This is a genomic window from Pseudomonas sp. FSL R10-2189, from assembly GCF_009600325.1.
Classification (GTDB): Bacteria; Pseudomonadota; Gammaproteobacteria; order Pseudomonadales; family Pseudomonadaceae; genus Aquipseudomonas; species Aquipseudomonas helleri.
Map to the genome: position 1 here is coordinate 73,582 of NZ_WIVZ01000005.1, position 25,039 is coordinate 98,620.

The 25,039-nt window shown below is 60.5% G+C and carries 24 protein-coding genes; 21 read left to right on the forward strand and 3 right to left on the reverse strand.

Annotation, left to right across the window (positions count from 1 at the left end; genetic code table 11):
• The first annotated feature begins 179 nt into the window (after positions 1–179).
• From nrdR to GHO32_RS06030, 9 genes are all read left to right on the forward strand, one after another.
• The gene (gene nrdR, locus GHO32_RS05990) at positions 180–644 is read left to right on the forward strand and encodes a transcriptional regulator NrdR (RefSeq protein ID WP_048367842.1); all 465 of its coding nucleotides are present in this window, start codon (positions 180–182) and stop codon (positions 642–644) included.
• On the forward strand, positions 641–1,774 hold the full coding sequence (gene ribD, locus GHO32_RS05995; RefSeq protein ID WP_173430600.1) for a bifunctional diaminohydroxyphosphoribosylaminopyrimidine deaminase/5-amino-6-(5-phosphoribosylamino)uracil reductase RibD: 1,134 nt from the start codon (positions 641–643) through the stop codon (positions 1,772–1,774). The genes nrdR and ribD overlap by 4 nt, the downstream gene beginning before the upstream one ends.
• A 47-nt stretch (positions 1,775–1,821) precedes the next feature.
• Entirely contained in the window at positions 1,822–2,484 is a 663-nt protein-coding gene (locus tag GHO32_RS06000) for a riboflavin synthase (RefSeq protein ID WP_153336075.1), read from the forward strand.
• A 16-nt stretch (positions 2,485–2,500) separates the two neighbouring features.
• Entirely contained in the window at positions 2,501–3,592 is a 1,092-nt protein-coding gene (gene ribBA / locus GHO32_RS06005) for a bifunctional 3,4-dihydroxy-2-butanone-4-phosphate synthase/GTP cyclohydrolase II (RefSeq protein ID WP_048367768.1), read from the forward strand.
• 91 nt (positions 3,593–3,683) lie between these two features.
• A complete protein-coding gene (ribE, locus tag GHO32_RS06010; RefSeq protein ID WP_048367766.1) occupies positions 3,684–4,160 on the forward strand; it encodes a 6,7-dimethyl-8-ribityllumazine synthase in 477 nt (158 codons plus the stop codon).
• Positions 4,157–4,657: a transcription antitermination factor NusB gene (nusB, locus tag GHO32_RS06015; RefSeq protein ID WP_262123476.1), complete on the forward strand. Its 501-nt coding sequence runs from the start codon at positions 4,157–4,159 to the stop codon at positions 4,655–4,657. Before ribE ends, nusB begins: the two co-directional genes overlap by 4 nt.
• Before the next feature lie 15 nt (positions 4,658–4,672).
• Positions 4,673–5,632, forward strand: a complete 960-nt coding sequence (gene thiL / locus GHO32_RS06020) for a thiamine-phosphate kinase (RefSeq protein ID WP_153337995.1) — start codon at positions 4,673–4,675, stop codon at positions 5,630–5,632.
• A 138-nt stretch (positions 5,633–5,770) separates the two neighbouring features.
• Positions 5,771–6,388, forward strand: coding sequence for a GTP cyclohydrolase II (gene ribA, locus GHO32_RS06025; RefSeq protein WP_048367839.1), 618 nt, complete (start codon positions 5,771–5,773; stop codon positions 6,386–6,388).
• A complete protein-coding gene (locus tag GHO32_RS06030) occupies positions 6,388–7,179 on the forward strand; it encodes a cobalamin-binding protein (protein ID WP_153336091.1) in 792 nt (263 codons plus the stop codon). The genes ribA and GHO32_RS06030 overlap by 1 nt, the downstream gene beginning before the upstream one ends.
• Before the next feature lie 86 nt (positions 7,180–7,265).
• Here the strand turns inward: GHO32_RS06030 and dxs are convergent, their stop codons facing one another.
• The 3 genes from dxs to GHO32_RS06045 all read right to left on the reverse strand — a co-directional run bounded on the left by dxs (position 7,266) and on the right by GHO32_RS06045 (position 10,423).
• Positions 7,266–9,164 carry a 1-deoxy-D-xylulose-5-phosphate synthase gene (dxs, locus tag GHO32_RS06035; protein WP_153336077.1) on the reverse strand — a complete coding sequence of 633 codons (1,899 nt, stop codon included), beginning with the start codon at positions 9,162–9,164 and terminating at the stop codon, positions 7,266–7,268.
• A 132-nt stretch (positions 9,165–9,296) separates the two neighbouring features.
• Positions 9,297–10,184, reverse strand: coding sequence for a (2E,6E)-farnesyl diphosphate synthase (gene ispA / locus GHO32_RS06040; RefSeq protein WP_153336078.1), 888 nt, complete (start codon positions 10,182–10,184; stop codon positions 9,297–9,299).
• Positions 10,181–10,423, reverse strand: a complete 243-nt coding sequence (locus GHO32_RS06045; protein ID WP_048367754.1) for an exodeoxyribonuclease VII small subunit — start codon at positions 10,421–10,423, stop codon at positions 10,181–10,183. The genes ispA and GHO32_RS06045 overlap by 4 nt, the downstream gene beginning before the upstream one ends.
• 409 nt (positions 10,424–10,832) lie before the next feature.
• Between GHO32_RS06045 and tssA the strand changes: the two genes are divergently transcribed.
• The 12 genes from tssA (at position 10,833) to tssK (ending at position 25,039) form a co-directional block, all read left to right on the forward strand.
• Positions 10,833–12,383 carry a type VI secretion system protein TssA gene (gene tssA, locus GHO32_RS06050; protein ID WP_153336079.1) on the forward strand — a complete coding sequence of 517 codons (1,551 nt, stop codon included), beginning with the start codon at positions 10,833–10,835 and terminating at the stop codon, positions 12,381–12,383.
• Positions 12,384–12,417: 34 nt separating this feature from the next.
• Positions 12,418–12,924 (forward strand): type VI secretion system contractile sheath small subunit, encoded by a 507-nt coding sequence (gene tssB, locus GHO32_RS06055; protein ID WP_123751656.1) that lies wholly within the window; start codon positions 12,418–12,420, stop codon positions 12,922–12,924.
• A gap of 28 nt (positions 12,925–12,952) precedes the next feature.
• Entirely contained in the window at positions 12,953–14,428 is a 1,476-nt protein-coding gene (gene tssC / locus GHO32_RS06060) for a type VI secretion system contractile sheath large subunit (protein ID WP_048367750.1), read from the forward strand.
• A 12-nt stretch (positions 14,429–14,440) separates the two neighbouring features.
• The gene (gene tssE, locus GHO32_RS06065) at positions 14,441–14,851 is read left to right on the forward strand and encodes a type VI secretion system baseplate subunit TssE (RefSeq protein WP_153336080.1); all 411 of its coding nucleotides are present in this window, start codon (positions 14,441–14,443) and stop codon (positions 14,849–14,851) included.
• A 74-nt stretch (positions 14,852–14,925) separates the two neighbouring features.
• Positions 14,926–16,707 (forward strand): type VI secretion system baseplate subunit TssF, encoded by a 1,782-nt coding sequence (gene tssF / locus GHO32_RS06070; protein WP_368668348.1) that lies wholly within the window; start codon positions 14,926–14,928, stop codon positions 16,705–16,707.
• Positions 16,671–17,675, forward strand: a complete 1,005-nt coding sequence (tssG, locus tag GHO32_RS06075; protein ID WP_153330181.1) for a type VI secretion system baseplate subunit TssG — start codon at positions 16,671–16,673, stop codon at positions 17,673–17,675. The genes tssF and tssG overlap by 37 nt, the downstream gene beginning before the upstream one ends.
• A gap of 6 nt (positions 17,676–17,681) precedes the next feature.
• Positions 17,682–20,288 carry a type VI secretion system ATPase TssH gene (tssH, locus tag GHO32_RS06080; RefSeq protein ID WP_178113844.1) on the forward strand — a complete coding sequence of 869 codons (2,607 nt, stop codon included), beginning with the start codon at positions 17,682–17,684 and terminating at the stop codon, positions 20,286–20,288.
• Between the two features lie 10 nt (positions 20,289–20,298).
• Entirely contained in the window at positions 20,299–21,807 is a 1,509-nt protein-coding gene (locus tag GHO32_RS06085) for a sigma 54-interacting transcriptional regulator (RefSeq protein ID WP_153336083.1), read from the forward strand.
• Between the two features lie 37 nt (positions 21,808–21,844).
• Positions 21,845–21,985, forward strand: coding sequence for a type VI secretion protein (locus GHO32_RS06090; RefSeq protein WP_153336084.1), 141 nt, complete (start codon positions 21,845–21,847; stop codon positions 21,983–21,985).
• A gap of 17 nt (positions 21,986–22,002) precedes the next feature.
• On the forward strand, positions 22,003–23,202 hold the full coding sequence (gene tagH, locus GHO32_RS06095; protein ID WP_153336085.1) for a type VI secretion system-associated FHA domain protein TagH: 1,200 nt from the start codon (positions 22,003–22,005) through the stop codon (positions 23,200–23,202).
• 5 nt (positions 23,203–23,207) lie between these two features.
• Complete coding sequence (gene tssJ, locus GHO32_RS06100) at positions 23,208–23,705, forward strand: type VI secretion system lipoprotein TssJ (RefSeq protein ID WP_153336086.1); 498 nt, start codon at positions 23,208–23,210, stop codon at positions 23,703–23,705.
• Positions 23,706–23,707: 2 nt separating this feature from the next.
• The gene (gene tssK / locus GHO32_RS06105; RefSeq protein ID WP_153336087.1) at positions 23,708–25,039 is read left to right on the forward strand and encodes a type VI secretion system baseplate subunit TssK; all 1,332 of its coding nucleotides are present in this window, start codon (positions 23,708–23,710) and stop codon (positions 25,037–25,039) included.

A 25,039-nucleotide genomic window follows, 5' to 3' on the forward strand; every position in this document is an offset into this window, starting at 1 on the left:
CAGATCAGTCGACGTCAAAAATTGTGTAAAAAGGTAGTCGGCGGACTGTATACCGTAAAGCCTATGGCTTGTCTTGCCACCGGCATGCGCCAAGGTCTGTCCCCGCTTCATTGCGTCGCGGTTGCATTGACACGGGGACAGACCCTACCATGGCCCTCCCATTTTTTGTTGCCGCCACCATGCACTGTCCATTCTGCGGTGCCAACGACACTAAAGTCATCGACTCGCGTCTGGTCGCCGAGGGCGATCAGGTGCGCCGCCGGCGTGAATGCCTGGCCTGTGGTGAGCGTTTCACCACCTTTGAAACAGCCGAGTTGGTGTTACCGCGACTAATCAAGCAAGACGGCAGTCGTCAGCCTTTTGACGAAGAGAAACTGCGCGCCGGCATGCAGCGAGCGCTGGAAAAGCGCCCGGTCAGTGTCGAGCGCCTTGAAGCTGCGCTGGCCCATATCAAAAGCAAGCTGCGCGCCACCGGCGAACGCGAAGTCAAATCGCTGGTCGTCGGTGAGCTGGTCATGACCGAGCTGCAAAAGCTCGACGAAGTGGCCTATATCCGATTCGCCTCTGTCTACCGACGCTTCCAGGACCTCAACGAGTTCCGCGAAGAGATCGATCGACTCGCCCGTGAGCCTTCCAAAGAATGACTCTAACCGCCGAACAAGCTGTTTTAGACGCCCATTACATGGCGCGAGCCATCGAACTGGCGCGCAAAGGGCTGTACACCACTCACCCTAATCCACGGGTCGGTTGCGTGATCGTGCGCGACGGGCAGGTAGTGGGCGAAGGCTGGCACGAGCGCACGGGCGAGCCCCACGCTGAAGTCCACGCCCTGCGTGCCGCGGGCGCGTTGGCCCGTGGTGCTACCGCCTACGTAACCCTTGAGCCATGCAGCCACCATGGGCATACGCCGCCGTGTGCCGATGGCTTGCTGCATGCGGGCATCGCCCGAGTGGTTGCGGCCATGCAAGACCCCAATCCGGAAGTCGCCGGACGCGGGCTCAAGCGCCTCGCCGATGCGGGCGTTGACGTGCGTAGCGGCGTGCTTGAGCAAGAAGCGCGGGCGCTCAACCCCGGCTTCCTTAAACGCATGGAACACGGCCTGCCGTTTGTGCGGGTCAAAATGGCCATGAGCCTGGATGGCCGCACCGCCATGGCCAACGGTGAAAGCCAATGGATCACCGGCCCGGCTGCGCGCTCGGCCGTGCAGCGTCTGCGCGCCGAAGCCAGTGTGGTGCTGACCGGCGCTGACACCGTGCTGGCCGATGGTGCGCGCCTGACCGTGCGCGGGCCTGAGCTGGGCTTGAGCCCCGAGCTGACCGCGCTGGCGCTCAGCCGTCCGCCGCTGCGGGTATTGATTGACGGGCGCTTGCGCGTGCCGCTGGATGCACCGTTTTTCAAGGCCGGCCCGGCCTTGGTCGCCACCTGCGTGCCGCCTGCCGAGCAATACCGCACCGGCCCCGAGTGCCTGGTGATCCACGGAGCCAATGGCCAGGTCGATTTGCGCAAACTGCTGGTGGCGCTGGCCGCCCGTGGTGTCAATGAGGTGCTGGTTGAAGCAGGTCCACGTCTGGCTGGTGCCTTTGCCGAGCAAGGCCTGGTCGATGAGTACCAGATATTCATCGCCGCCAAGTTTTTGGGGTCGACCGCGAGGCCGTTGCTTGAGCTGCCGCTGACCCACATGAGCGAAGCGCCGTTGCTCAAAATCACTGAAATGCGCGCGGTAGGGGATGACTGGCGAGTCACAGCCATACCTGTGTCGCCCGCGAGCGTATAATTCTCAGCCTTCGCTTAGCGCAGGTTTTGTTCTCAAGGGGGACGCCCATGTTTACCGGCATTATCGAATCCATCGGCAACATCCGCGCACTGACCCCAAAGGGTGGCGATGTGCGGGTTTATGTTGAGACCGGCAAGCTCGACCTGAGCGACGTCAAACTCGGCGACAGCATCGCGATCAACGGCGTATGCCTGACCGCAGTAGAGCTGCCGGGCAATGGTTTTATGGCTGACGTCAGCCGCGAAACCCTTGATTGCACCGCGTTCAACGACCTCAAAAGCGGCAGCCGGGTCAACCTGGAAAAGGCCCTGACCCCGACCACGCGTCTGGGCGGCCACCTGGTCAGCGGCCACGTTGACGGCGTAGGCGAAGTGATTTCCCGCGAGGAAAACGCCCGTGCCATCGAGTTCCGCATCCGTGCACCCAAGGAACTGGCCAAGTACATCGCCCATAAAGGCTCGATCACCGTCGACGGCACCAGCCTGACGGTCAACTCGGTCAGTGGCGCCGAGTTTTCTTTGACCATCATTCCGCACACCCTGAGCGAAACCATCATGGACGACTATCGTCCAGGTCGCCGGGTCAACCTTGAAGTCGACTTGCTGGCGCGCTACCTCGAACGCCTGCTGCTGGGCGAAAAAGCCGCCGAGCCGACCTCGGGTGGTATCAGCGAAAGTTTTCTGGCCGCCAACGGCTACCTAAAATCCTGAAATAAGGGGGTGCCGCGTGGCGCTCAACAGCATCGAAGAACTGGTTGAAGACATCCGCCAAGGCAAGATGGTCATCCTGATGGATGACGAAGACCGCGAAAACGAAGGCGACCTGATCATGGCCGCCGAGTGCTGCCAGGCTGAGCACATCAACTTCATGGCGCGTTTCGCCCGTGGCCTGATCTGCATGCCGATGAGCCGCGAGCGCTGCGAAACGCTCAAATTGCCGTTGATGGCGCCGCGCAATGGCTCAGGCTTTGGCACCAAGTTCACCGTGTCCATCGAAGCCGCCACCGGCGTGACCACCGGCATCTCGGCCGCCGACCGTGCCCGCACGGTGCAAGCCGCCGCTGCCAAAGACGCCAAGGCCGATGACATCGTCAGCCCGGGCCACATCTTCCCGCTGATGGCACAAGCGGGCGGCACCCTGGCCCGTGCTGGCCACACAGAAGCCGCCTGCGACCTGGCGCGCATGGCCGGTTTCGAGCCAAGCGGCGTGATCTGCGAAGTGATGAACGACGACGGCACCATGGCCCGTCGCCCTGAGCTGGAAGCATTTGCCGCTGAACACGGCATCAAAATCGGCACCATCGCTGACCTGATCCACTATCGGATGATCCACGAACGTACCGTTCAGCGGATTGCCGAGCAGCCGCTGGACAGCGAGCTGGGCCAATTCAACCTGGTGACCTATCGTGATTCTGTCGAAGGCGACGTGCACATGGCACTGACCCTGGGCAAGATCTGCGCCGAAGAACCGACGCTGGTACGGGTGCACAACATGGACCCGCTGCGCGACCTGTTGCTGGTCAAACAGCCCGGCCGCTGGAGCCTGCGCGCCGCCATGAGCGCCGTGGCAGAGGCGGGCAGCGGTGTGGTGCTGTTGCTGGGCCACCCGTTGGACGGTGATGTATTGCTGGCTCATATTCGCGAAACCGCCGATGCCGCACCGGTGAAAAAACCGACCACCTACAGCATCGTCGGAGCAGGCTCACAGATCTTGCGTGACCTCGGAGTACGCAAAATGCGCCTCATGAGTTCACCAATGAAGTTCAATGCCATATCCGGTTTTGATCTGGAAGTTGTAGAATACGTGCCCGCCGAATAATGACCGGACATTTCCAGTCCCGATTCGTGGCCCAATATCCTTAAAGAACGCACGCAAGTGCGTTCTGGCTCTTTAATACGAGACATACCGAATGACCCTGAAGACCATCGAAGGTACCTTCATCGCCCCCAAAGGTCGCTACGCACTCGTCGTCGGCCGTTTCAACAGCTTCGTCGTCGAAAGCCTGGTGAGTGGTGCTGTTGATGCCCTGGTTCGCCACGGTGTAAGCGAAAGCGACATCACCATCATCCGTGCACCGGGTGCGTTCGAAATTCCGCTGGTTGCGCAAAAAGTTGCCCAGCGCAACGAATTCGCCGCCATCATCGCCCTGGGCGCTGTTATTCGTGGCGGTACTCCGCACTTCGAATACGTGGCTGGCGAGTGCACCAAAGGCTTGGCTCAGGTGTCCATGGAGTTTGGCGTACCGGTTGCATTCGGTGTGCTGACCGTCGACTCGATCGAGCAGGCCATCGAACGTTCCGGCACCAAAGCTGGCAACAAAGGCGCTGAAGCTGCACTGTCCGCTCTCGAAATGGTCAGCCTGCTGGCAGCGTTGGAGGCCAAGTGATTTCCGACGAAAGCGATCGTTTCAACCCGCGCGATCCTAAACCTGCGGATGCTGGCAAGCCCTCCAAGAGCGCCAAGCGTCGCGAAGCGCGTCAGCTCGCGACCCAAGCGCTGTATCAGTGGCACATGGCCAAGCACTCGCTGAACGAGATCGAAGCCCAGTTTCGCGTGGACAACGACTTCACTGACGTTGACGGTGCTTACTTCCGCGAAATCCTTCACGGCGTACCGGCCAATCGTACCGAGATCGATGCTGCCCTGGCGCCATGCCTGGACATCACCATCGAAGAGCTGGACCCGGTTGAACTGGCGGTTCTGCGCCTGTCCACCTGGGAGCTGATCAAGCGTGTCGACGTGCCTTACCGCGTTGTGATCAACGAAGGCATCGAGCTGGCAAAAGTCTACGGCTCCACTGACGGCCACAAGTTCGTCAACGGTGTTCTGGACAAACTGGCACCTCGCCTGCGTGAAGCTGAAGTCAAGGCGTTCAAGCGCTAATCAGCGCTGTTGGCCATGGGCGAGTTTGAGCTGATCCGCAACTTCTTCGCTGCCGCGCCTTGTGCGCAAGGCGGCGTGGGCGTTGCGTTAGGCATTGGCGACGACTGCGCCCTGCTGGATGTTCCCTTCGGGGAACAGCTGGCGATCTCCACCGACACCCTCGTAGCCGGGGTGCACTTCGCAGATCCTTGCGACCCTTTCTTGCTCGGTCAGCGTGCGCTGGCCGTGGCGGCCAGTGATTTGGCGGCCATGGGCGCCACACCTGTTGCGTTTACCCTTGCCCTGACGTTGCCGACAGTTGAAGCCGCCTGGCTAGACGCGTTTGCCCGTGGTTTGAACCTGATGGCCCAGGCGTGCGACCTGCGGCTGATCGGCGGCGACACCACGCGTGGTCCACTGTGCCTCACCTTGACGGTATTTGGGCGCGTGCCCACGGGCCAAGCCTTGAGCCGCAGCGGCGCGCGCCACGGCGATTTGCTATGCGTGGGCGGTGAGCTGGGCAACGCAGCGGGCGCATTGCCGCTGGTGTTGGGCCAATGCAGCGCTGCCCCGGCAATTGCCGAGCCTTTGCTGGCGCATTACTGGTCACCGCAACCGCAATTTGCCCTGGGCCAGGCCCTGCGCGGCAAAGCGACCTCGGCACTGGATATTTCAGACGGTCTTTTGGCTGACTGCGGGCATATCGCAACGGCTTCGCGCGTAGGCCTGCAGATCGAAAATGACCGCGTGCCGATGTCGCTGGCCCTGCAAGAGTTTTTGGGGGATGCGGGCGCGCAAAAAGCGGCTTTGAGCGGCGGTGACGATTACGTGCTGGCCTTTACCTTGCCAGCCGTTGAACTGCCGACCTTGCTCGCGGATGGCTGGCCGATCCACGTCATCGGCCGCGTAATTGAAGGGCAGGGCGTCAGCCTTGTCGACGAGCACGGCCAGGACATTACCCCGGCAATCCGTGGTTACCAGCACTTTTACGCGTGATGTGAAGGCTTGCGGGGCCTTAGCTATCAAACTTTTTGATATTTATCTCCGATAATTCAGCCTAAGCGTCTGTAGGAACGTCCTGTTACAATGTCGACTCTGCGAATTTCCAGTCCTCAAACTGATCAGGAGCACATGGTGCCCGTCGTTTTCGTTGCTGCTTGCAAGCTCCCAACCCCCTTTGCCGAATTCACCATGCATGGCTTTTTAGAACAAGCCACGGGTCGTGAACACGTTGTGCTCAGTTTGGGCGACGTGGCAGACGGTGCTCCGGTATTAGGCCGGGTGCACTCCGAATGCCTGACCGGCGATGCCTTGTTCAGCCAGCGCTGTGATTGCGGCTCACAACTCGAAGCCGCTTTGCAGGCCATCGCCCGCGAAGGACGTGGCGTGTTGCTGTACCTGCGTCAGGAAGGCCGTGGCATTGGTCTGTTGAACAAAGTGCGCGCTTACGCACTGCAAGATGGCGGTGCCGACACCGTTGAAGCCAACGAGCGTCTGGGCTTTGCTGCTGATCAGCGCGATTACGCCATCTGCCTGCCAATGCTTGAGCACCTGGGTGTCAACTCGCTGCGCCTGATGACCAACAACCCGCGCAAGGTCAAAGCTTTGACTGACATGGGCATCACCGTGGCGGAGCGCGTGCCGCTGCACACCGGGCACAACCCGCACAACAAACTGTACCTGGCAACCAAAGCCAACAAGCTTGGGCACATGATGGGCAACCAGCACCAAGGCGAGACAGATCCGGCGTGATGCGCTACTGGCTGGCAATCCTCTTGCTGGCCGTGGGTTTACCCTGCATGGGCGCCAGCCGAGTGATCAGCCTGGCGCCGTCGCTGTCTGAAATCGTTGTTGAGCTGGGGGCCGCCGACCTGCTGGTCGGGCGCCTCGACGCTGGCGAGTCACTTCCCGATCTGGTCGCTGTGCCCTCTGTCGGCCGTTATGGCCAATTAAACATTGAGCGTTTACTCAGCCTGCAACCCGACCTGATCCTGCTCTGGCCGGGCAGCGTGGGCGTTGCCCAGCGCGAGCAACTGCACCGCTTCAACATCCCGACCTACACCGCCGACCCTCAAACCCTTGATCAACTGATTGAGCAGATCCAGGCCCTTGCCGTCGCCTTGGGGCGCCCGGAACGCGGTCAGGAACTGGCCGATCAATTGCGTACGCGTCTGGCCGAGCTGCTCACCCGCTACCACCGCGACACGCCGTTGCGGGTGTTTTACCAAGTCTGGGATCAACCGCTCTACACCTTGGGCGGCGGGCAAATCATCAGCGATGCGTTGGCCGTGTGCGGGGCGAGTAACGTATTTGCCGACCTCAAACTCCCGGCCCCGCAAGTCAGCGTCGAGTCAGTATTGCAGCGCAATCCACACATAATCATCGCGAGCACCCAGGCGCAACTCGACGCCTGGAAAGCCTGGCCGCAACTGGATGCGGTCAAACACGGGCGTTTAGTGCTGTTGAGTGATAAAGGTCTGGAACGCCCGAGCGGGCAAATGGTGCAAGCAACCGGCAGGTTGTGCGAGCAGATCGCCCCCTGATCCCTGTAGGAGCGAGCTTGTCTCGCGATCTTTTGATCTTTAAAAGATCGCGAGCAAGCTCGCTCCTACAGTCGATCCGGGTGGGCTTAGAGGCCCAGCACCTGCATCCGCTGGCGAACCGAGGCTTCGATACCGGCTTCATCCAGGCCGCATTCAGCCAGCATCTGGCTCGGCTTGGCGTGCTCGACATAAATGTCCGGCAGGCCCAGGTGCAGCACCGACTTCAGTACGTTTTCACGGGCCAGGAACTCACTGACCGCCGCGCCTGCGCCACCCATGATGGCGTTTTCTTCAACGGTCACCAGCAGATCATGGCTGTCAGCCATTTCGCGTACCAAGGCTTCGTCCATCGGCTTCACAAAACGCATGTCGACCACGGTCGCGTCGATTTTTTCAGCCACTCGCAGGGCTTCGGCTAATTGCACGCCAAATACCAGGATCGCCACCTTGCTGCCTTGACGGCGCACGATGCCTTTGCCTATTTCCAGCGGCTCAAGGGTCTTCTCGATTGGCGCGTCAGGGCCGGTGCCGCGTGGGTAACGCACTGCCGCCGGACCGTTGTACAGGTGGCCGGTGGTGAGCATTTTGCGCAGTTCGTTCTCATCGCTCGGGGTCATGATGACCATGCCCGGGATGCAACGCAGGTAAGACAGGTCGTAGCTGCCGGCGTGGGTCGGGCCGTCTTCGCCCACCAGACCGGCACGGTCGATGGCAAACAACACGTCCAGGTTTTGCACCGCGACGTCATGCACCAATTGGTCGTAACCACGCTGCAAGAACGTCGAATAAATTGCCACCACGGGTTTGGCACCTTCACAGGCCATACCGGCGGCAAACGTGACCGCGTGCTGCTCGGCAATCGCCACATCGAAGTAGCGCGACGGGTACTGCTCGCTGAACTTGATCAGGTCCGAGCCTTCTTTCATGGCCGGGGTAATGCCGACCAGACGCTCGTCGGCCGCCGCCATGTCGCACAGCCACTCGCCAAACACGGCCGAGTACTTCGGCCCGCTGGCAACCTTGGGCGCGACTTTTGGCGCGTCCAGCGGCTCAAGCTTGGTGATCGCGTGGTAACCAATCGGGTCGGCTTCAGCCGGGGCGAAACCTTTGCCTTTCTTGGTGACAATGTGCAGGAACTGCGGGCCTTTGAGGTCGCGCATGTTACGCAGCGTGGCAATCAAGGTCGGCAGGTCGTGGCCATCAATCGGCCCGATGTAGTTCCAGCCCAGCTCCTCGAACAGGGTGCCGGGGACCAGCATGCCCTTGGCGTACTCTTCGGTGCGGCGGGCAATTTCCCAGGCGCCCGGCAGGCGTGATAGCACTTTTTTGCTGCCTTCGCGCATGCTGGCGTAGGTACGGCTCGACAGGATTTTGGCCAGGTAGTTGGACAAACCGCCGACATTGCGCGAAATCGACATGTCGTTGTCGTTGAGGATCACCAACATGTTGGCATTCACTTCGGGCGCGTGGTTCAGCGCCTCAAAGGCCATACCCGCCGTCAGTGCGCCGTCACCAATCACCGCAATGGCCTTGCGCTCGCTGTTTTGCAGGCGGGCGGCAATGGCCATGCCCAGCGCAGCGCTGATCGAAGTGCTGGAATGGCCGACGCCAAAGGTGTCGTACTCACTTTCGGAACGGCGCGGGAAGGCCGCAATGCCGTCCTTTTGGCGCAACGTCGCCATTTCATCGCGACGGCCGGTGAGGATTTTGTGCGGATACGCCTGATGACCCACGTCCCACACCAGCCGGTCATCCGGGGTGTCGAAGACGTAGTGCAGCGCGATGGTCAGCTCAATGACCCCAAGCCCGGCACCAAAGTGCCCGCCTGTCTGGCCAACGGTATAGAGCAATTCCAGGCGCAACTCATCGGCCAGGGTTTCCAGCTCGGCTTCGGCTAATCTGCGCAGGCCAACAGGCGTGCCCGCTCGGTCGAGCAGGGGCGTAGTCGGGCGCTTGCGGGGAAAATCTTGAAACGTCGTTGGCATCAGGCGAATCGTTATAGGTATATAAAAGAGGCGGCAGTTTACCTTATGGAACGTAAGCTGCCCACGCAGTGTGACATTCGTTAGTCAGACCTTGGCATTACACGTTGTGCGAAATATCTATTTGTCGCCGTATTAGTGGCGGCGATCCACGATATAACGCGCCAGTTCTCGCAAAGGTTCTGCTGCTGCATCAAAAGGTCGCAGGGCATTGAGCGCCTGATCACGCAGCTCCAGGGCATAGCTTTTGGCCTGCTCCAGACCCATCAGTGCCGGGTAGGTCGGTTTGTCTCGTGCAATGTCGGCGCCTTGGCGTTTGCCCAGGGTTGCGGTGTCACTTTCAACATCCAGAATGTCGTCCTGGACCTGAAACGCCAAGCCAATGGCCCGGGCATAAACGCTCAACGCCTGAAGATTGTCATCCGTTGCCTGGCCGCTGGCCAGTGCACCCAGCTTTACGCTGGCTTCTATCAAGGCGCCGGTCTTGTGGCGGTGCATGTATTCAAGCGCAGCCTGATCCAGCTTCAGCCCCACCGAGCCAAGATCGATGGCTTGCCCGCCAACCATGCCGGCAGGGCCCGCCGCGAACGCCAGGCCATTGACCATGCGCAAGCGTGTTTCGGCATCCAGAGTGGTCAGCGTCGGGTCCAGCAGGGCGCTGAACGCCAGGCTTTGCAGGCCGTCACCGGCCAGAATGGCGCAGGCTTCATCAAACGCCTTATGGGTGGTCGGCTGACCGCGGCGCAAATCATCATCGTCCATGGCCGGCAAATCATCATGCACCAGCGAATAGGCGTGGATCAGCTCCACCGCGCACGCCGCGCCATTGGCTTGTTCGGGGGCCGCGCCCAGCGCTTCGCAAGCGGCATAGGCCAATAGCGGTCGAACCCGTTTGCCACCATTCATCACGCTGTAACGCATGGCCTCGTATAGCCGGGCCAACTCCGGGGCCGGAGCGACAAACAAGCGTTCAAGTGCCGCGTTGACGCGTGCCTGGCTGCTGGTCTGGTAGGCATCAATCATTCTGGCTGTTCCGCATCAAAAGGTTCTTGAGCGAGCTCACCATCACGCTCAAGCAAAATTTGGACTTTCTGCTCCGCTTGCGCCAGTGCGCCCTGGCAATCACGGGTCAGACGAATGCCTTGTTCAAAGGCGGTCAATGAGTCTTCCAGTGACAGTTCGCCGTTTTCCAGGCGCTCGACCAATGTTTGCAGGTCGGCGAGGGACTGCTCGAAATCCAGGGAAGCTTTTTTGCGGGCCATGGCGGCATTCTCGGTAGGCGTTAAAACCGGCTGACACTAGCAGACAGCAGGTTTTGGGGCAAATAAGGCGGCAGTTTAAGCCACTGCCATGAAAGGTGAATCTGTTAACTGCATGACTTTAGTCGACATGTATGAGGCGTTTTTTTCAGCCGTTCGTGTCAGAGCTGACTGTTTTGGTGTAGTCCAAATCCTTGGTATGTCAGGTTTCGTAACGCGTGTGTGAGGCGATTTCTTTACCTTTTTTTAAGCGAAGACATTTCTCGGCCCATTGAGGAAACGTCTGACATTTTTCCCTTTTCCATTCACATAAGGTCTCGCCACTTGAATGGAATCGGTAATGCGCTGTGATCCTCCCCCTTGATACCTCTATGACGTACGTGGTGCCGACTGCAGTGGGCGGCGTGCTGTCATGACGTATTCCAGCCAATTATTTGCCCGCCTCATCGAGCTAGGCAAAACACCGGTGTTCAAGGATAGCTTTGCGGGCAATGACGCGCGCTTTTCGAACCAGTTCGAAGCCCTTGAGCGAGAAATCGGCAAGTCGCAGTCGATGTCAGAAAACAACCAGATCGACTGGTACGTGGTGCATGAGCAAAGCGAGGCGATGCTGCGCGATCAGTCCAAGGACCTGCGTGCCGCCGTCTGGCTGACCTGGGCGCTTTATCAGCGCGAATCGTTCCCGGGGTTGCTGGCGGGGCTGGGGTTGCTGCACCACCTGTGTACGGAGCGCTGGGCACTTGTTTACCCGATCAAATTGCGCACCCGTGCCGCCGCCATCAGTTGGCTGGTAGGGCGCCTTGATCGGGCTCTTAACGAAAACGTGCCGATTAAAGAACAACTGCCGCTGTTCCAGCACATGGTTGAGCTGTTGCTGGCGCTGGAGAGCGTGCTGGCCAAGCATTTGGGCGATGACGTGCCGCTGTTGCTGCCGATTTGCCGTCGACTGTCCCGAATGGTCCAGCGGGCCGTCGACAGCCAGCCCGAGAAGGGCGTTATTGCGACGGCGGTGGCGCAGGTCAGGCACGTGGCCATCCAGTTGATCGAGCCCAATGTGCTCATCGACAACGAAAAAGACGCCCACAAAGCCTTGCGTCAGCAGCAAGACAGCGCCCGTGCGTTGTGCGGCTGGTGGCTAAAACAGAAAGCCACCGACCTGCGAGCGCTACGCCTGAACCGCGTGCTGACGTGGCTGCCGCTAGACCTCCTGCCCGAGCGCAATGGCGAGCTGATCACCTCGCTGCGCGGCATCCCGGCCGACAAGCTCAACAGCTACGCGGACCGTTTCACCCAAGGGCAGTTTGCCGATTTGCTGGTGGAGCTTGAAGCCAGCTTGGCCAAATCACCGTTCTGGTTCGACGGCCAGCGCCTGGTCTGGGAATGCCTGAACGCCCTTAAAGCTGAGCCTGCCATGCGCGAGGTGGAGGTCCACTTCGCCTTGCTGCTGCAACGGCTGCCGGGCCTGGTCGAATTGCGTTTCAGTGACGGCACCGCGTTTGCCGACCCGCAGACCCGCGCCTGGATCGACGCACAGGTGCTGCCGCACCTGAGCCGAAGCGAGCCCGAAGCACCGGTCGCAACCGTACGTCCGGCCTGGGACTTGGCCCTCGATGAAGCACAAGAGCTTTTGCGTGCCAGCGGTTTCAAACCCGCTGTGCAGTGGCTCAAGCGTGCATCGAGCAGCGCCCCTGGCGAGCGTGTGCGGTTTTTCTGGCAGTTGACCCTCGCCCGGTTGTGCTTTCACGCCAAGAAATACGAACTCGCCAAAACCCAGCTCGAAATGCTCGATGAGGTCCTTCATCGCTCAGGTTTGCAGGCCTGGGAGCCGGATTTGGTGCTTGAAGTTTTGCGTCTTTTACATCGCTGCTGCGAGCTCCTGCCGCAGAACCACGAAGTGCGAGAACGCAAGGACGAGATGTATCGCAGGTTGTGCCACCTCGATCTTGAAGTGGTACTCGAATAGGCCTCAGGGCCACACACACGCAAGGAAAAACATCATGGCCAAAGAAAGCTCGGTAGCCCCCAAGGAACGGATCAACATCACGTTCAAACCAGCGACTGGCGGGGCTCAAGAAGAGATCGAACTGCCTTTGAAGCTGTTGGTGGTGGGTGACTATATCCAGCGCTTTGACGGGCGAAAGCTTGAAGACCGCAAGCCTATTGCCATCGACAAAATGACCTTCGATGAAGTGCTTTCCAAGCAAGGGCTGGAGCTGGCCCTGAATGTGCCCAACCGCTTGCACGGCGAAGACAGCACCGATGAGTTGGCGATTGCGCTGCGCGTCAGCGCGATGAAGGACTTCAACCCGGCGAGCCTGGTGGAGCAAATCCCTGAACTGAAAAAACTGATGGAGCTGCGTGATGCCCTGGTCGCACTTAAAGGCCCATTGGGCAACGCGCCGAGCTTTCGCAAGGCGATTGAAGGCGTACTGGCCGACGACGTCTCACGCGCTCGGATACTGAGCGAACTGGATCTGCTTGTCGCTCCGGCAACGGACGTTTGAGCCCCCCATCAGTCAAGGAAGCCACACAATGAGCAGCAGCGCCGCACAACTAAAAGACGATAAAAGCACTTCTTACAGCGTTCTGGACGACATCATTGCGCAAACCCGACTCACCCCCGAAGACGACGCCTATGGCATTGCCAAGCGCGGCGTGGCGGCGTTTATCGAAGAACTGCTGAAACCGCAAAACCAGGGCGAGCCGGTCAAAAAAGCCTTGGTTGATCGCATGATTGCCGAGATCGACGCCAAGCTCAGCAACCAGATGGACGAAATTCTCCACCACCCGTCCTTCCAGTCGCTGGAGTCCGCGTGGCGTGGCTTGCAGTTGTTGGTCGATCGCACCAACTTCCGCGAAAACATCAAGATCGAAATCCTCAACGTCTCGAAAGAAGACCTGCTGGACGACTTCGAAGACTCGCCCGAGGTCATGCAATCGGGCCTCTATAAACATGTGTACACCGCAGAATACGGGCAGTTCGGTGGTGAGCCGGTAGGCGCCATCATCGCCAACTACTTCATGACCCCAAGCTCGCCGGACGTCAAGCTGATGCAATACGTGTCCAGCGTTTCGTGCATGTCCCACGCGCCGTTCATTGCCGCCGCCGGGCCGAAATTTTTCGGCCTCGAAAGCTTCACCGGCATGCCTAACCTTAAAGACCTGAAAGACCATTTCTGTGGCCCGCAATTTGCCAAATGGCAGAGCTTTCGCGAGTCCGAAGATTCGCGCTACATGGCGTTGACCGTGCCGCGCTTCTTGCTGCGCAACCCGTACGACCCAGAAGAAAACCCGGTCAAGTCGTTCGTCTACAAAGAAACCGTTGCCAACAGCCACGAACACTACCTGTGGGGCAACACCGCCTACACCTTTGCTTCCAGGCTCACCGACAGTTTTGCCAAGTTTCGCTGGTGCCCGAACATCATCGGCCCGCAAAGCGGCGGTGCGGTTGAAGACCTGCCCCTGCACCACTTCGAAAGCATGGGCGAAATCGAAACCAAGATCCCCACCGAAGTTCTGGTCTCTGACCGCCGCGAATACGAACTGGCCGAGGAAGGTTTCATCTCCTTGACCATGCGCAAAGGCAGCGACAACGCCGCCTTCTTCTCGGCCAACTCGGTACAAAAACCCAAGTTCTTCGGCATCAGCGCCGAAGGCAAGAACGCCGAGCTGAACTACAAACTCGGCACGCAACTGCCCTACATGATGATCGTCAACCGCCTGGCGCATTACCTCAAGGTGTTGCAGCGCGAGCAGTTGGGTTCGTGGAAAGAGCGTACCGACCTTGAGCTTGAGCTCAACAAGTGGATCCGCCAGTACGTTGCCGACCAGGAAAACCCTGCCGCCGAAGTCCGTGGCCGTCGCCCTTTGCGTGCCGCTCATATCACCGTCAGCGACGTTGAAGGCGAGCCTGGCTGGTACCGCGTCAGCCTGAACGTGCGCCCGCACTTCAAGTACATGGGGGCTGACTTCACCTTGTCGCTGGTCGGCAAGATGGAAAAAGAGTAACGGGAGGCGGGCATGAGCGCATATGGCAGCCTTTTTGAACGCCTGGCGGGCGATGTGGATACACGCCGGGGCTTGAGCCCCGTTGCCTGCGCCCAGGCGTCCGTGGCTACCCATTTGGCAAAAATGCTCAGCACCCGGGCGGGCAGCGTGCAAACGCTGCCCGACTACGGCTTGCCCGATTTGAACAACATGCGTTTGAGCCTGCATGACGCGCTGACCCAGGCGCGCGAGGCCATCGAAATTTTTATTGAACGTTATGAACCGCGTTTGAGCCAAGTCCGCGTCAGCGCCTTGCCCCGAGACGGCGACCCGCTGCGGCTCGCCTTCAGTCTCGACGGCTGGCTGGACGTGGCGGGCACCAAGCGTCAGGTCAGTTTTACCGCGCACCTGGATGGCAGTGGCCAGGTCAGAGTCGGGACTTAAAGCCCGACACGCGTGACGTTCAACCCCTATGTGTTTCCCGTATTTCGTGCCGTCGACAACTAACAGGTAGCGCCGTGTCTTTTAACCATTACTACCAAAGCGAACTCACTGCATTGCGCCAGTTGGGCAGCCGCTTCGCTGAGCGTAGTCCTGCGTTGGCGCCGTTTTTGGGCCAGGCCGGGCGTGATCCTGACGTCGAGCGGTTGCTTGAAGGTTTTGCTTTTTTAACCGGGCGCCTGCGCCAGAAACTGGACGATGAACTGCCCGAACTGAGCCATTCGCTGATGCACCTGCTATGGCCCAATTACATGCGGCCACTGCCGGCATTCAGCCTGTTGCAGTTCGACCCGCTGGACCGTCCGGGCCCGGCGCTGCGGGTCGAGCGCGAAACCCGGGTGGCGAGCAAGCCGATTGACGGCGTGAGTTGCCAGTTCAGAACCTGCTACCCGACAGACGTGCTGCCATTGGCCTTGGTTGAGCTGAAGCACTCGGTCAATGCGCAAGGCTCGCTGCTCAGCCTGCGCTTGAACATGACCTGTGACGGTCATTTAGGGGAGCTGGCGCTGAGCCAGTTGCGCTTGCACCTGGCGGGCGAGCGCTACGTCAGCCAAATGCTTTACCTCGGCTTGTTGCGCCATCTGCACGGCGTCACCGTGGTGCCGCTCGATGGCAACGGCAAAGCCCTGGAGGCCAGCGAAAACCTGGCGTTCACCCTGGCACCCACGTGCATACAACCCGTGGGGTTTGCCGAAGAAGAAGCCTTGATTCCTTACCCGCTGAACACCTTTCGCGGCTACCGCTACTTGCAGGAATACTTCGCCTTTCAGGACAAGTTTCTGTTCGTTGACCTCAGCGGTCTGGAACGCCTGGGCACGCTGCCTGAAGACACCCTCAAGCAAGTGCGCGGCCTGGAATTGCGCTTTGATATTCGCCAGAGCAACGCCCAGCGCCTGCGCCCGACGCTGGACAACGTGAAGCTCTATTGCACGCCTATCGTCAACCTGTTCCAGCACGACGCCATGCCCGTGCGTCTGGACGGCAAACAAGACGAATACCTGCTGATGCCCTCACGGCTGGCGCTCGAACACTGCGCGGTGTTCTCGGTCGACAGCGTGACCGGCTGGCGCGTCGACGGCACGGGTTCCCAGCGGTATGTGCCGTTCGAATCATTCGAACACGACCCCAGTTTTGATGTGGCCGTCGAGCAAACGCATTACAGCGTTCGCCAGCGTACAGCGTTGCTGCATGAAGGGCTCGACACCTACCTCAGTTTTGGCACCCGCCAGCCCGAGGCGGGCGAAACCTTGTCCATTGAGCTGACGTGCACCAATCAGAACCTGCCCCGACGCCTTGGCCAGGGCGATATCTGTCTGCCTTGCGAAGGGACGCCCGAGTTCCTGGTGTTTCGCAACATCGGGCCGGTGACGCCCAGCTACGCACCGCCGCTCAACCGCGACTTCCTCTGGAAGCTGATCAGCAACATGTCACTCAACTACCTGTCGCTGGCCAACGTGGATGCCTTGAAGGTGATCCTCGAAACCTACGACTTGCCGCGCTACTACGACGAACACGCCGAGCGCGTCAGTAAAAACCTGCTCAACGGCCTCAAGTCAATCCGCCATGAGCACGTTGACCGCCTGCACCGCGGCTTGCCGCTGCGTGGCCTGCGCACCGAACTGACCGTTGATACCCAAGGCTATGTCGGCGATGGCGACCTGTTTGTATTTGCCTCGGTACTCAACGAGTTTTTCGCGCTTTACGCCAGCCTCAATTCGTACCACGAACTGCGGGTCCACAGCACACAGGGAGAGACCTACCAATGGACACCCCGCATGGGCCTGCAGCCCCTGCTCTGAGCGTGTTGGCGCGCACTGTCCGGGAGTACTCGCTGTTTCAGGCCGTGCTGCTGGTTATTGACCGCCTGCGTGACGGCAACACCGACATCAGCGAAGACGAGCTCTACGATCGGGTGGAGTTTGTTGCCAACCCGAGCCTGGGTTTTCCGGGCTGCGACGTTGATGCGGTGGAGTTCTTTGTCGAACACGGGCAACGCCGTGCACGGCTGCGTTTCAACCTGATGGGCCTGGTGGGTTCCGCGTCGCCGTTGCCGGCGTTTTATGGCGAGCAAGCGCTGGGCGACGGCGACGCGCAGAACACCACGCGGCAGTTTCTGGATCTGTTCAACCACCGCTTGCAACGGCTGCTGCTGCCGATCTGGCGCAAGTACCGCTATCGCGCCCGATTTGAAAGTGGCGCCAATGATCCGTTTTCCAGCCATTTGTTTGCCCTCATCGGGCTGGGTGGCCAAACCATCCGCGACGCTCAAGAGCTGAACTGGAAGCGCCTGTTGCCTTACCTCGGTTTGTTGAGTTTGCGTGCGCATTCGGCCGCCCTGATCGAGTCGGTGCTGCGGTACTACTTCAAGCATGCCGAACTGACGATTGAGCAGTGCATCGAGCGCCGCGTCGAGATTCTCCAGGAACAGCGCAACGCCCTTGGGCGCGGCAATCATCAACTGAGTGAAAGCCTGGTGCTGGGCGAGCGCGTTCGCGATTGCAGCGGCAAGTTTCGTATCCACATCCGCCAACTGAGTTGGGAGCGTTTTCATGAACTTCTGCCGATCGGCACGGGGTATCAGCCGCTGTGTGCGCTGGTGCGCTTCACCCTGCGTGATCCGCTGGAGTACGACATCCGGCTGGTGCTGCGCCACGAAGAAATCCGTGAGCTGCGCATTGCCGAGCACAACCCCTGCCGACTCGGATGGACCAGTTGGCTGGGCCGCGAATACGCGGACGGCGTCGTCACCCTGGGTAAAGCACATTAAGGAGCAATGGCCATGATCAACGTAGACCTGCAACAACTGATACAGGCACTCGACGCCGACACCCGGCGCGACCTTGAGGGCAGTGCCGAACGCTGTGTAACACGTGGCGCGAGCCAGGTATTGGTAGAAGACCTGCTGCTGCAACTGCTGGAGCGACCGCAAGGCTTGCTCGCACGTGCGCTGCAAGACGCCGCCATCGATGCGGGCCACTTGAGTGCCGCCTTGCAGCCGCGCAGTGAAAACAGCGCCTCACGCAACCCGGTGTTTGCGCCTGAGCTGGTGCAATGGCTGCAAGATGCGCTGCTGGTCGCCAGCCTTGAACTGGGGCAAACCCAGATTGATCAGGCCGCCTTGATCCTCGCCTTGCTGCGCAACCCGCTGCGTTATGCCGGGAGCGGCTATCAAACCCTGCTGGCCCAGCTCGATATCGAACGCCTCAAAGGCTTTGCCCTGTCGCAACAAACGCAACCCGCCAGCGACCGCGCTCCGGCGTCGGGCGAGGCGTTATTGCCGCGCTTTACCCACAACCTGACGGAGCAGGCGCGGGCCGGGAAACTTGACCCGGTGTTGTGCCGCGATGACGCCATCCGCCAGATGATCGACATCCTCGCCCGCAGGCGCAAAAACAACCCGATTGTGGTGGGCGAAGCCGGTGTCGGCAAAACCGCTATCGTCGAAGGTCTGGCCTCGCGCATCGCCGCCGGTGAAGTACCGCCGGTGCTGCTTGGGGTTGAATTGCTGTCGCTGGACATGGGCCTGCTGCAAGCCGGGGCCAGCGTTAAAGGTGAATTCGAACGCCGCCTAAAAGGCGTCATCGACGAAGTCAAAGCCTCGCCCAAGCCGATCATTCTGTTTATCGACGAAGCCCACACCTTGATCGGCGCCGGTGGCAACGCCGGAGGGTCCGATGCGGCCAACCTGCTCAAGCCCGCATTGGCCCGTGGCGAGTTGCGCACCATTGCCGCCACCACGTGGGGTGAGTACAAAAAATACTTCGAAAAAGACCCGGCGCTGGCCCGGCGTTTTCAGCCGGTGCAATTGCACGAGCCTACCGTCACTGAGGCGGTGACCATTCTGCGTGGCCTGGCTCACGTGTATGAAAAGAGCCACGGTATTTATTTGCGTGACGACGCGGTGGTGGCCGCCGCGCAATTGTCGGCTCGTTATCTGGCCGGGCGTCAGCTCCCGGACAAAGCCGTCGATGTGCTCGACACCGCCTGCGCCCGCGTGCGCATCAGCTTGGCCGCCGCGCCGCAAAAGCTTGAGCAACTGCGCGGTGAACTGGCTGAAGGCGGGCGCCAACGTCAGGCCATGCGCCGTGATGCCGAAGCCGGTTTGTTGATTGATCACGCGCAGCTGCTGACGCTGGAAGCGCGCTTGATCGAAGCCGAAAGCGAGCAGCTCGCCCTTGAAGCACGCTGGGTTGAGCAACGCACCTTAGCCGAACGCTTGCTGGCGCTGCGCCAACAACTGGCTCAGGCCCGTGAGGCCAGCGAACCGAACCTTGACCCTGACAACGAGCACAGCGTGCCCTCACTGGAGGCGCAGCTCAACCTCACCCACGCGGCCCTGAGCGAAGCCCACGGCCTTGAACGGCTGGTCAGTTTTGAAGTGTGCCCGCGTCTGGTCGCAGAAGTCATCAGCGCCTGGACCGGCGTGCCCGTGTCGCAATTGGCCCGTGAGCACAGCGCCAAGGTCAGCAGTTTCGGCGCCGATTTAAGCGCGCGCATTCGTGGCCAGGAACAGGCCATTCATGCGCTGGACCGCTCCATGCGTGCCACGGCGGCAGGCCTCAACAAGCCCGATGCGCCGGTGGGGGTGTTCCTGCTGGTGGGCCCGAGCGGCGTCGGCAAAACCGAAACAGCCCTGGTTCTGGCCGACCTGCTGTACGGCGGCGAGCGCTTTATCACCACCATCAACATGTCCGAGTTCCAGGAAAAACACACCGTTTCGCGGTTGATCGGCGCACCACCGGGATATGTCGGTTATGGCGAAGGCGGCATGTTGACCGAGGCCGTACGGCAAAAACCGTACTCCGTGGTGCTGCTGGACGAGGTCGAAAAGGCCGACCCGGATGTGCTCAACCTGTTCTATCAAATCTTCGACAAAGGCGTGGCCAACGATGGCGAAGGGCGCGAGATCGACTTTCGCAACACCCTGATCTTGATGACCTCCAACCTCGCCAGCGACCGCATCAACGCCTTGTGCGCCAACGGTGCGCGGCCAAGTGCCGAAGACCTTGAACAGAGCATTCGCCCGGTGCTCAGCAACCACTTTAAACCCGCCTTGCTGGCGCGCATGCGCGTGGTGCCGTACTACCCGGTCAGCGGGCCGGTGCTGCGCGAACTGATTGAAATAAAACTTCAGCGCCTGGGTGAGCGTCTGCAGCGGCGGCAACTGGCGTTCAGTCACTGCCAGCGTCTGGTCGACCATCTGGCCGAGCGCTGCACCCAAAGCGACAGCGGTGCGCGACTCATCGACTACTTGCTCGACACCCACGTCCTGCCGCTGATAGCCGACCGCTTGCTGGACGCCATGGCCAACGCGCAAACCCTCAAGAGCGTGCACGTCACCCTCGACCCGCAGGCCCATGTGCTGTGTGAGTTTGCTTAAGGTGGAGCCGATGTTTGTTCGCGTAGCGGACCCTCTGGCGTATGCCGAGTCGTTGCTCCAGCACTTTGCCAGCGTGGCGCGCTGCACTGACAGCGCCAGCGTGGTCGGCCAGTGCGTGCGTGCCGTGGCCCAACTCAGTGGCTGTGAGTTGAGCCAGCTGTACGTACTGGATGCCACGCACAAACGCCTGGAACTGACTGCAGAATGGCTCGACGGGCTTGTGCAAGCGCCCCGCGAACAGGGGTTGCCAACAGATTACGCAGGCCAGCACCTGTTGCAGTTTGCCGTGTGTCAGAACCGGGTCGTCAGTGTCGATGACCTCAGCGACGGGCTCTATGACATCGGTTTTTTGCCCAGCCAGGGCCTGCCATGGCGGGCGTTGCTGTGCGTACCGCTGCTCAATGTGCAGCAGTCGGTCGCAGGCGTGTTGCTGGTCGCCAGTCGTCAAGCGATTGAGTTGTTGGCTTATGCACCATCTGTTGGGGTTTTCGGGACTTTTGTCGGGGCGCAGTTGCGTTTGCATCAGCAGGACACAACCTCGGTAATGCCCTCAAACCTGACCGGCAGCACGACCGGGCTGATTGGCAAAAGCCGTGTCATGCGCCAGACGTACCACCTGATCAACAAAGTGTTGAACAGCCCCTACACCGTGCTGTTGATGGGCGAAACCGGTACCGGCAAAGAAGTCGTCGCCCGGGCGATTCATGACGGCAGCTCGCGCCGTGCCCGGCCCTTTATCGTGCAGAACTGCGCGGCCTTCCCGGAGGCCCTGCTGGAAAGCGAGCTGTTCGGTTACCGCAAAGGCGCCTTTACCGGTGCCAACCGTGACCGCGCCGGGCTGTTTGACAGTGCCAACGGCGGCACTTTGCTGCTGGACGAAATCGGTGACATGCCGCTGTCGTTGCAAGCCAAGTTATTGCGCGTGTTGCAGGAGGGTGAGATCCGGCCCTTGGGCTCAAACCTCACGCATAAAATTGATGTGCGGATCATCGCCGCCACCCATCGCGACCTGGCGCAGTTGGTCAGCCAGGGGCTGTTTCGCGAAGACCTGTATTACCGCCTCGCACAATTCCCCATCACCTTGCCGGCCTTGCGTCAGCGCGAGGGCGACATCCTTGATCTGGCCCGACATTTTGCCGCACAGACCTGCACTTTTTTACAGCGCCAGCCGCTGCTCTGGTCCGAATCGGTACTGGAGCAACTGGCGAGCTACGCCTTCCCCGGCAACGTGCGCGAGCTTAAAGGGCTGGTCGAGCGCGCAGTGTTGCTGTGCGAAGGCACTGAGTTGCGACCTGAACATTTCTCGCTGTTGCGCGATGCCTCCACCGATGACGCCACCCTCAATCTGCGCGAGCGACTGGATCAGGTTGAGCGGGGGTTGCTGCTCGACTGCCTGCGCAAAAACGCCGGTAACCAGACCCGCGCAGCCCATGAACTGGGCGTCGCCCGGCGCACGCTGCTGTACCGCCTGGAGCGCCTGAATATCCGTTTGGACGATCTAAAAAGGAAGGCCTCGTGAGCCCCTTTCATTCTTTGTGCCTGTGGAGACTCTCCTGATGATTGCTCGTCTCTGGTGCGCCGTGTTGCTGACTGTCGCCGTGCTCTGCGGCGCCAGTGGGTGCAGCGCCAATTACAAATTCAACGACAACAGCTATCGCCCATTGGGTGATCCGCAAGCGGTCAATCGCGGTAAGTGACCGTAAGGAGCCACACTATGGAACTGGTATTCGACCTGCTCGACACACGGTCGCGGGATGCTGCGCAGGTGATGCGCAAAACCTTCACCGAGCAAGGCGGCACCATCGGGCGCAATGCAGCCTGCGAGTGGGCGCTCGTGGACAGCACACGCAGCGTCTCCAATTACCACGCGCACATCAGCTATCGGGACGGCACGTTTTTCTTCACTGACACCAGCACCAACGGCAGTCGTTGCAACCGTCCCGAGGCCTGGCTGAACAAAGGCCAGGCGCAGCGCATCGAACATGGCGATGTGTTTTACATCGGTGACTTCCAGTTGCGTGCGCAACTGGAGCACGAGCTGCAAGCGATGCTGGAACAGGTCGGGCGCCCTCAACCGGCGGGCAGCATCATCCCCGATGATGCTTTTTTGGCCATGGACCCGCTCGACCCGATCAAACTACCCGCGGCTGTCTTTGCCGTGCTGGAGGAACCAGAGCCACGCCCCGGCCAGCCAACGGACTGGGAGCAGCGTGTCGATTTCGCCCGGATCGACTACGAAAACCTGCGGGTCCCGCATCTGGTCGAAGCCCCGAAGGCGCCACTGCCCGAGCCGATTGCGGCCATGGGACCACCCAGTGACGAGGCCTTTTGGCTGGCGTTTGGCGCGGTGTTGGGCGTTGACCTTGCGCAGCAATCACGTGAAGACCGCGAAGCGCTGGCGCTCAAGGCCGCCCACTTGCTCAAGCACAGCATCGGCGGTTTGCAGCAAAGTCTGTGGACCCGCAGCGAGCTTAAAAACCAGCTGCGCCTGGCCCGCACCGCCGCCCCGGACACCCGCCAAAACCCGCTCACCTCCAGCCAGGATGCCAGCGAAGCCTTAGGCCTGTTGCTGGCGCCGAAAAAGCCCCATCAGCCCTCGGCCGAGCAGGTGGTCGGGCGTGCCTTTCGGGATGTACAGGCGCATCAGGTCGCGCTGTTAAGCGCCAGCCGTGCCGCGATCCGCAGCAGCCTTGAGCACTTCTCCCCGCAGCAATTGGTCTTGCGCTTTGAGCGTGATGGCTATCAGCCGTGGCTCAAGACATCGGCCAGCCGCTGGCGGGCGTTCAGTCGCTATCACCAGGCCCTGCAACAGGACGATGACTGGTGTGAACGCGTGCTGGCGCGTGATTTCGCTCAGGCCTACGACGTGCAAGTGCGCATGATTTCCACCCTCCACAATGACCCTCAAGGATGATGCGCATGTCGCGTAGTACCCCCCTTTATCGCAACGTTCTGCTGGCACTGACGGTGTGGCTGCTGGGCGGATGTTCGGCGTTGTCGCCGTACTCCAGCCTCACCAAGCTCAACCTGACGTTGAGTGCCAGTGATCAGGTCAACCTCGACCTCAACGGCCGTCCGTCGCCGCTGGTGGTTCGGTTGTTGGAACTCAAACACCCGGTTGCCTTTGAGAACGCCGATTTCTTCAGCCTGTACGAGCGGCCCAAAGCCTCGCTTTCACCGGATCTGGTCACCAGTGAAGAGCTGGAGGTGCGCCCCGGCGAGACCGTCGACCTCAAGCTAAGCGTCGAGCCCGGCAGCCGCTATGTCGCGGTGCTGGCCGCGTATCGCGACCTGCCGCAAACCCAATGGCGCTATGTGGTGCCGCTGGCCGCGGGTGACCTGACCACGGCCCACTTGGTACTCGATCAGGCGGGCATTCATAACGCCGCCCGGGCCTCTGCACAGGCGGATGATTGAGCATGAATGCACACAAAGTTATCTGGCGCGAAGGCATGTTGCTGCGCCCGCAACACTTCCAACAAAGCGACCGTTATTACCACCACCAAATGAAAGCCCGCACCCAGTTACTGGGCCGCTACACCTGGGGCTTTCTGGGGCTGGACATCGACATGCAGTTTCTCAATATGGGCAAACTGGTGATCAGCCAGGCGGCGGGCGTCTTGCCGGACGGTAGCTTGTTTGAGCTGAGCGGCAGCACCCAGGCATTGGTCCTCGATGTGCCGCGCCACACCGCCAACACGGCGGTTTACCTGGCCTTGCCTCTGGTCACCGGCAATCACATTGAAACCCGCCGTGTGGACCAGGCCGATGTGCTGGCGCGCTACACCGCGTTCGACATTGACGTGTCCGACTCAAACGCCGGTGACGACGCCAGCAGCCAGGTCAGTTGCGCCCGCCCGGATTTTCGTCTGGTACTGGGTGAGCAACAGAACGAACAAGCCTGCATCAAGTTGCAGGTGTGCCAGATCCTCGACACCACCTCAGACGGCGTGATCCGGCTGGATGAGCAATTTGTGCCGACCTTTATCCACGCCCACGCGTCTGGCTATGTGCTGTCGTGCCTCAAAGAAGTCATCAGCATGATCGCCAATCGCGGCGAAGCGCTGGCGCAGCGCATCAGCTCCAACGGCAAGGTCGGCGGGGCAGAGGTCGGTGACTTTATGATGCTCCAGCTGATCAACCGCACCGAACTGGTGTTGCGCCACTATTTGAGCCTTGAGCACCTGCACCCCGAAGAGCTGTATTGCGCGTTGCTGGCGATGCTCGGCGACCTCGCGACCTTTGGCAGCGAGAGCAAACGCCCGCAGGTGCGCAGCGCCTACCAGCACAGCAATCAGGGCGAAAGTTTTCGCAGCCTGATGGACTCGATTCGCCAGGTGCTGTCGATGGTGCTGGAGCAACACGCTATGGAGCTGGTTCTGGAAAGCCGTCAGTACGGCGTGCTGGTGTCGCCATTGACCGACCACGCTCTGCTCGCCGCCACCTCGTTTGTTCTCGCCGCCCAGGCCCATTGCGACAGCGAGGAACTGCGCCATCGCTTACCCGCGCACCTCAAGGTCGGGGCCGTCGAAAACATTCGCCAACTGGTCAACCTGCACCTGCCTGGCTTCAAGGTCAAACCCTTGCCGGTGGCGCCTCGGCAGATCCCGTTTCACTCCAACAAAACCTATTTCATCCTCGAACTGGGCAGCGAAGAGCTGGCGCAACTGGAGCGCTCCGGTGGGTTTGCCTTCCATGTCTCGGGCGAGTTTTCAGCGCTTGAACTGCAATTTTGGGCCATCAGGAACTGA

What these genes read in the sequence shown, in the direction of transcription:
- tssC (WP_048367750.1), top strand. Translation starts at nt 12,953, where the DNA reads ATGAGCAGCAGCGCCGCACAACTAAAAGACGATAAAAGCACTTCTTAC.
- tagH (WP_153336085.1), top strand. Translation starts at nt 22,003, where the DNA reads ATGGAACTGGTATTCGACCTGCTCGACACACGGTCGCGGGATGCTGCG.
- nrdR (WP_048367842.1), top strand. Translation starts at nt 180, where the DNA reads ATGCACTGTCCATTCTGCGGTGCCAACGACACTAAAGTCATCGACTCG.
- ispA (WP_153336078.1), bottom strand. Translation starts at nt 10,184, where the DNA reads ATGATTGATGCCTACCAGACCAGCAGCCAGGCACGCGTCAACGCGGCA.
- ribE (WP_048367766.1), top strand. Translation starts at nt 3,684, where the DNA reads ATGACCCTGAAGACCATCGAAGGTACCTTCATCGCCCCCAAAGGTCGC.
- tssE (WP_153336080.1), top strand. Translation starts at nt 14,441, where the DNA reads ATGAGCGCATATGGCAGCCTTTTTGAACGCCTGGCGGGCGATGTGGAT.
- GHO32_RS06090 (WP_153336084.1), top strand. Translation starts at nt 21,845, where the DNA reads ATGATTGCTCGTCTCTGGTGCGCCGTGTTGCTGACTGTCGCCGTGCTC.
- tssA (WP_153336079.1), top strand. Translation starts at nt 10,833, where the DNA reads ATGACGTATTCCAGCCAATTATTTGCCCGCCTCATCGAGCTAGGCAAA.
- tssH (WP_178113844.1), top strand. Translation starts at nt 17,682, where the DNA reads ATGGCCATGATCAACGTAGACCTGCAACAACTGATACAGGCACTCGAC.
- tssK (WP_153336087.1), top strand. Translation starts at nt 23,708, where the DNA reads ATGAATGCACACAAAGTTATCTGGCGCGAAGGCATGTTGCTGCGCCCG.
- tssG (WP_153330181.1), top strand. Translation starts at nt 16,671, where the DNA reads ATGGACACCCCGCATGGGCCTGCAGCCCCTGCTCTGAGCGTGTTGGCG.
- ribD (WP_173430600.1), top strand. Translation starts at nt 641, where the DNA reads ATGACTCTAACCGCCGAACAAGCTGTTTTAGACGCCCATTACATGGCG.
- dxs (WP_153336077.1), bottom strand. Translation starts at nt 9,164, where the DNA reads ATGCCAACGACGTTTCAAGATTTTCCCCGCAAGCGCCCGACTACGCCC.
- GHO32_RS06000 (WP_153336075.1), top strand. Translation starts at nt 1,822, where the DNA reads ATGTTTACCGGCATTATCGAATCCATCGGCAACATCCGCGCACTGACC.
- GHO32_RS06030 (WP_153336091.1), top strand. Translation starts at nt 6,388, where the DNA reads ATGCGCTACTGGCTGGCAATCCTCTTGCTGGCCGTGGGTTTACCCTGC.
- GHO32_RS06085 (WP_153336083.1), top strand. Translation starts at nt 20,299, where the DNA reads ATGTTTGTTCGCGTAGCGGACCCTCTGGCGTATGCCGAGTCGTTGCTC.
- tssJ (WP_153336086.1), top strand. Translation starts at nt 23,208, where the DNA reads ATGTCGCGTAGTACCCCCCTTTATCGCAACGTTCTGCTGGCACTGACG.
- GHO32_RS06045 (WP_048367754.1), bottom strand. Translation starts at nt 10,423, where the DNA reads ATGGCCCGCAAAAAAGCTTCCCTGGATTTCGAGCAGTCCCTCGCCGAC.
- tssB (WP_123751656.1), top strand. Translation starts at nt 12,418, where the DNA reads ATGGCCAAAGAAAGCTCGGTAGCCCCCAAGGAACGGATCAACATCACG.
- thiL (WP_153337995.1), top strand. Translation starts at nt 4,673, where the DNA reads ATGGGCGAGTTTGAGCTGATCCGCAACTTCTTCGCTGCCGCGCCTTGT.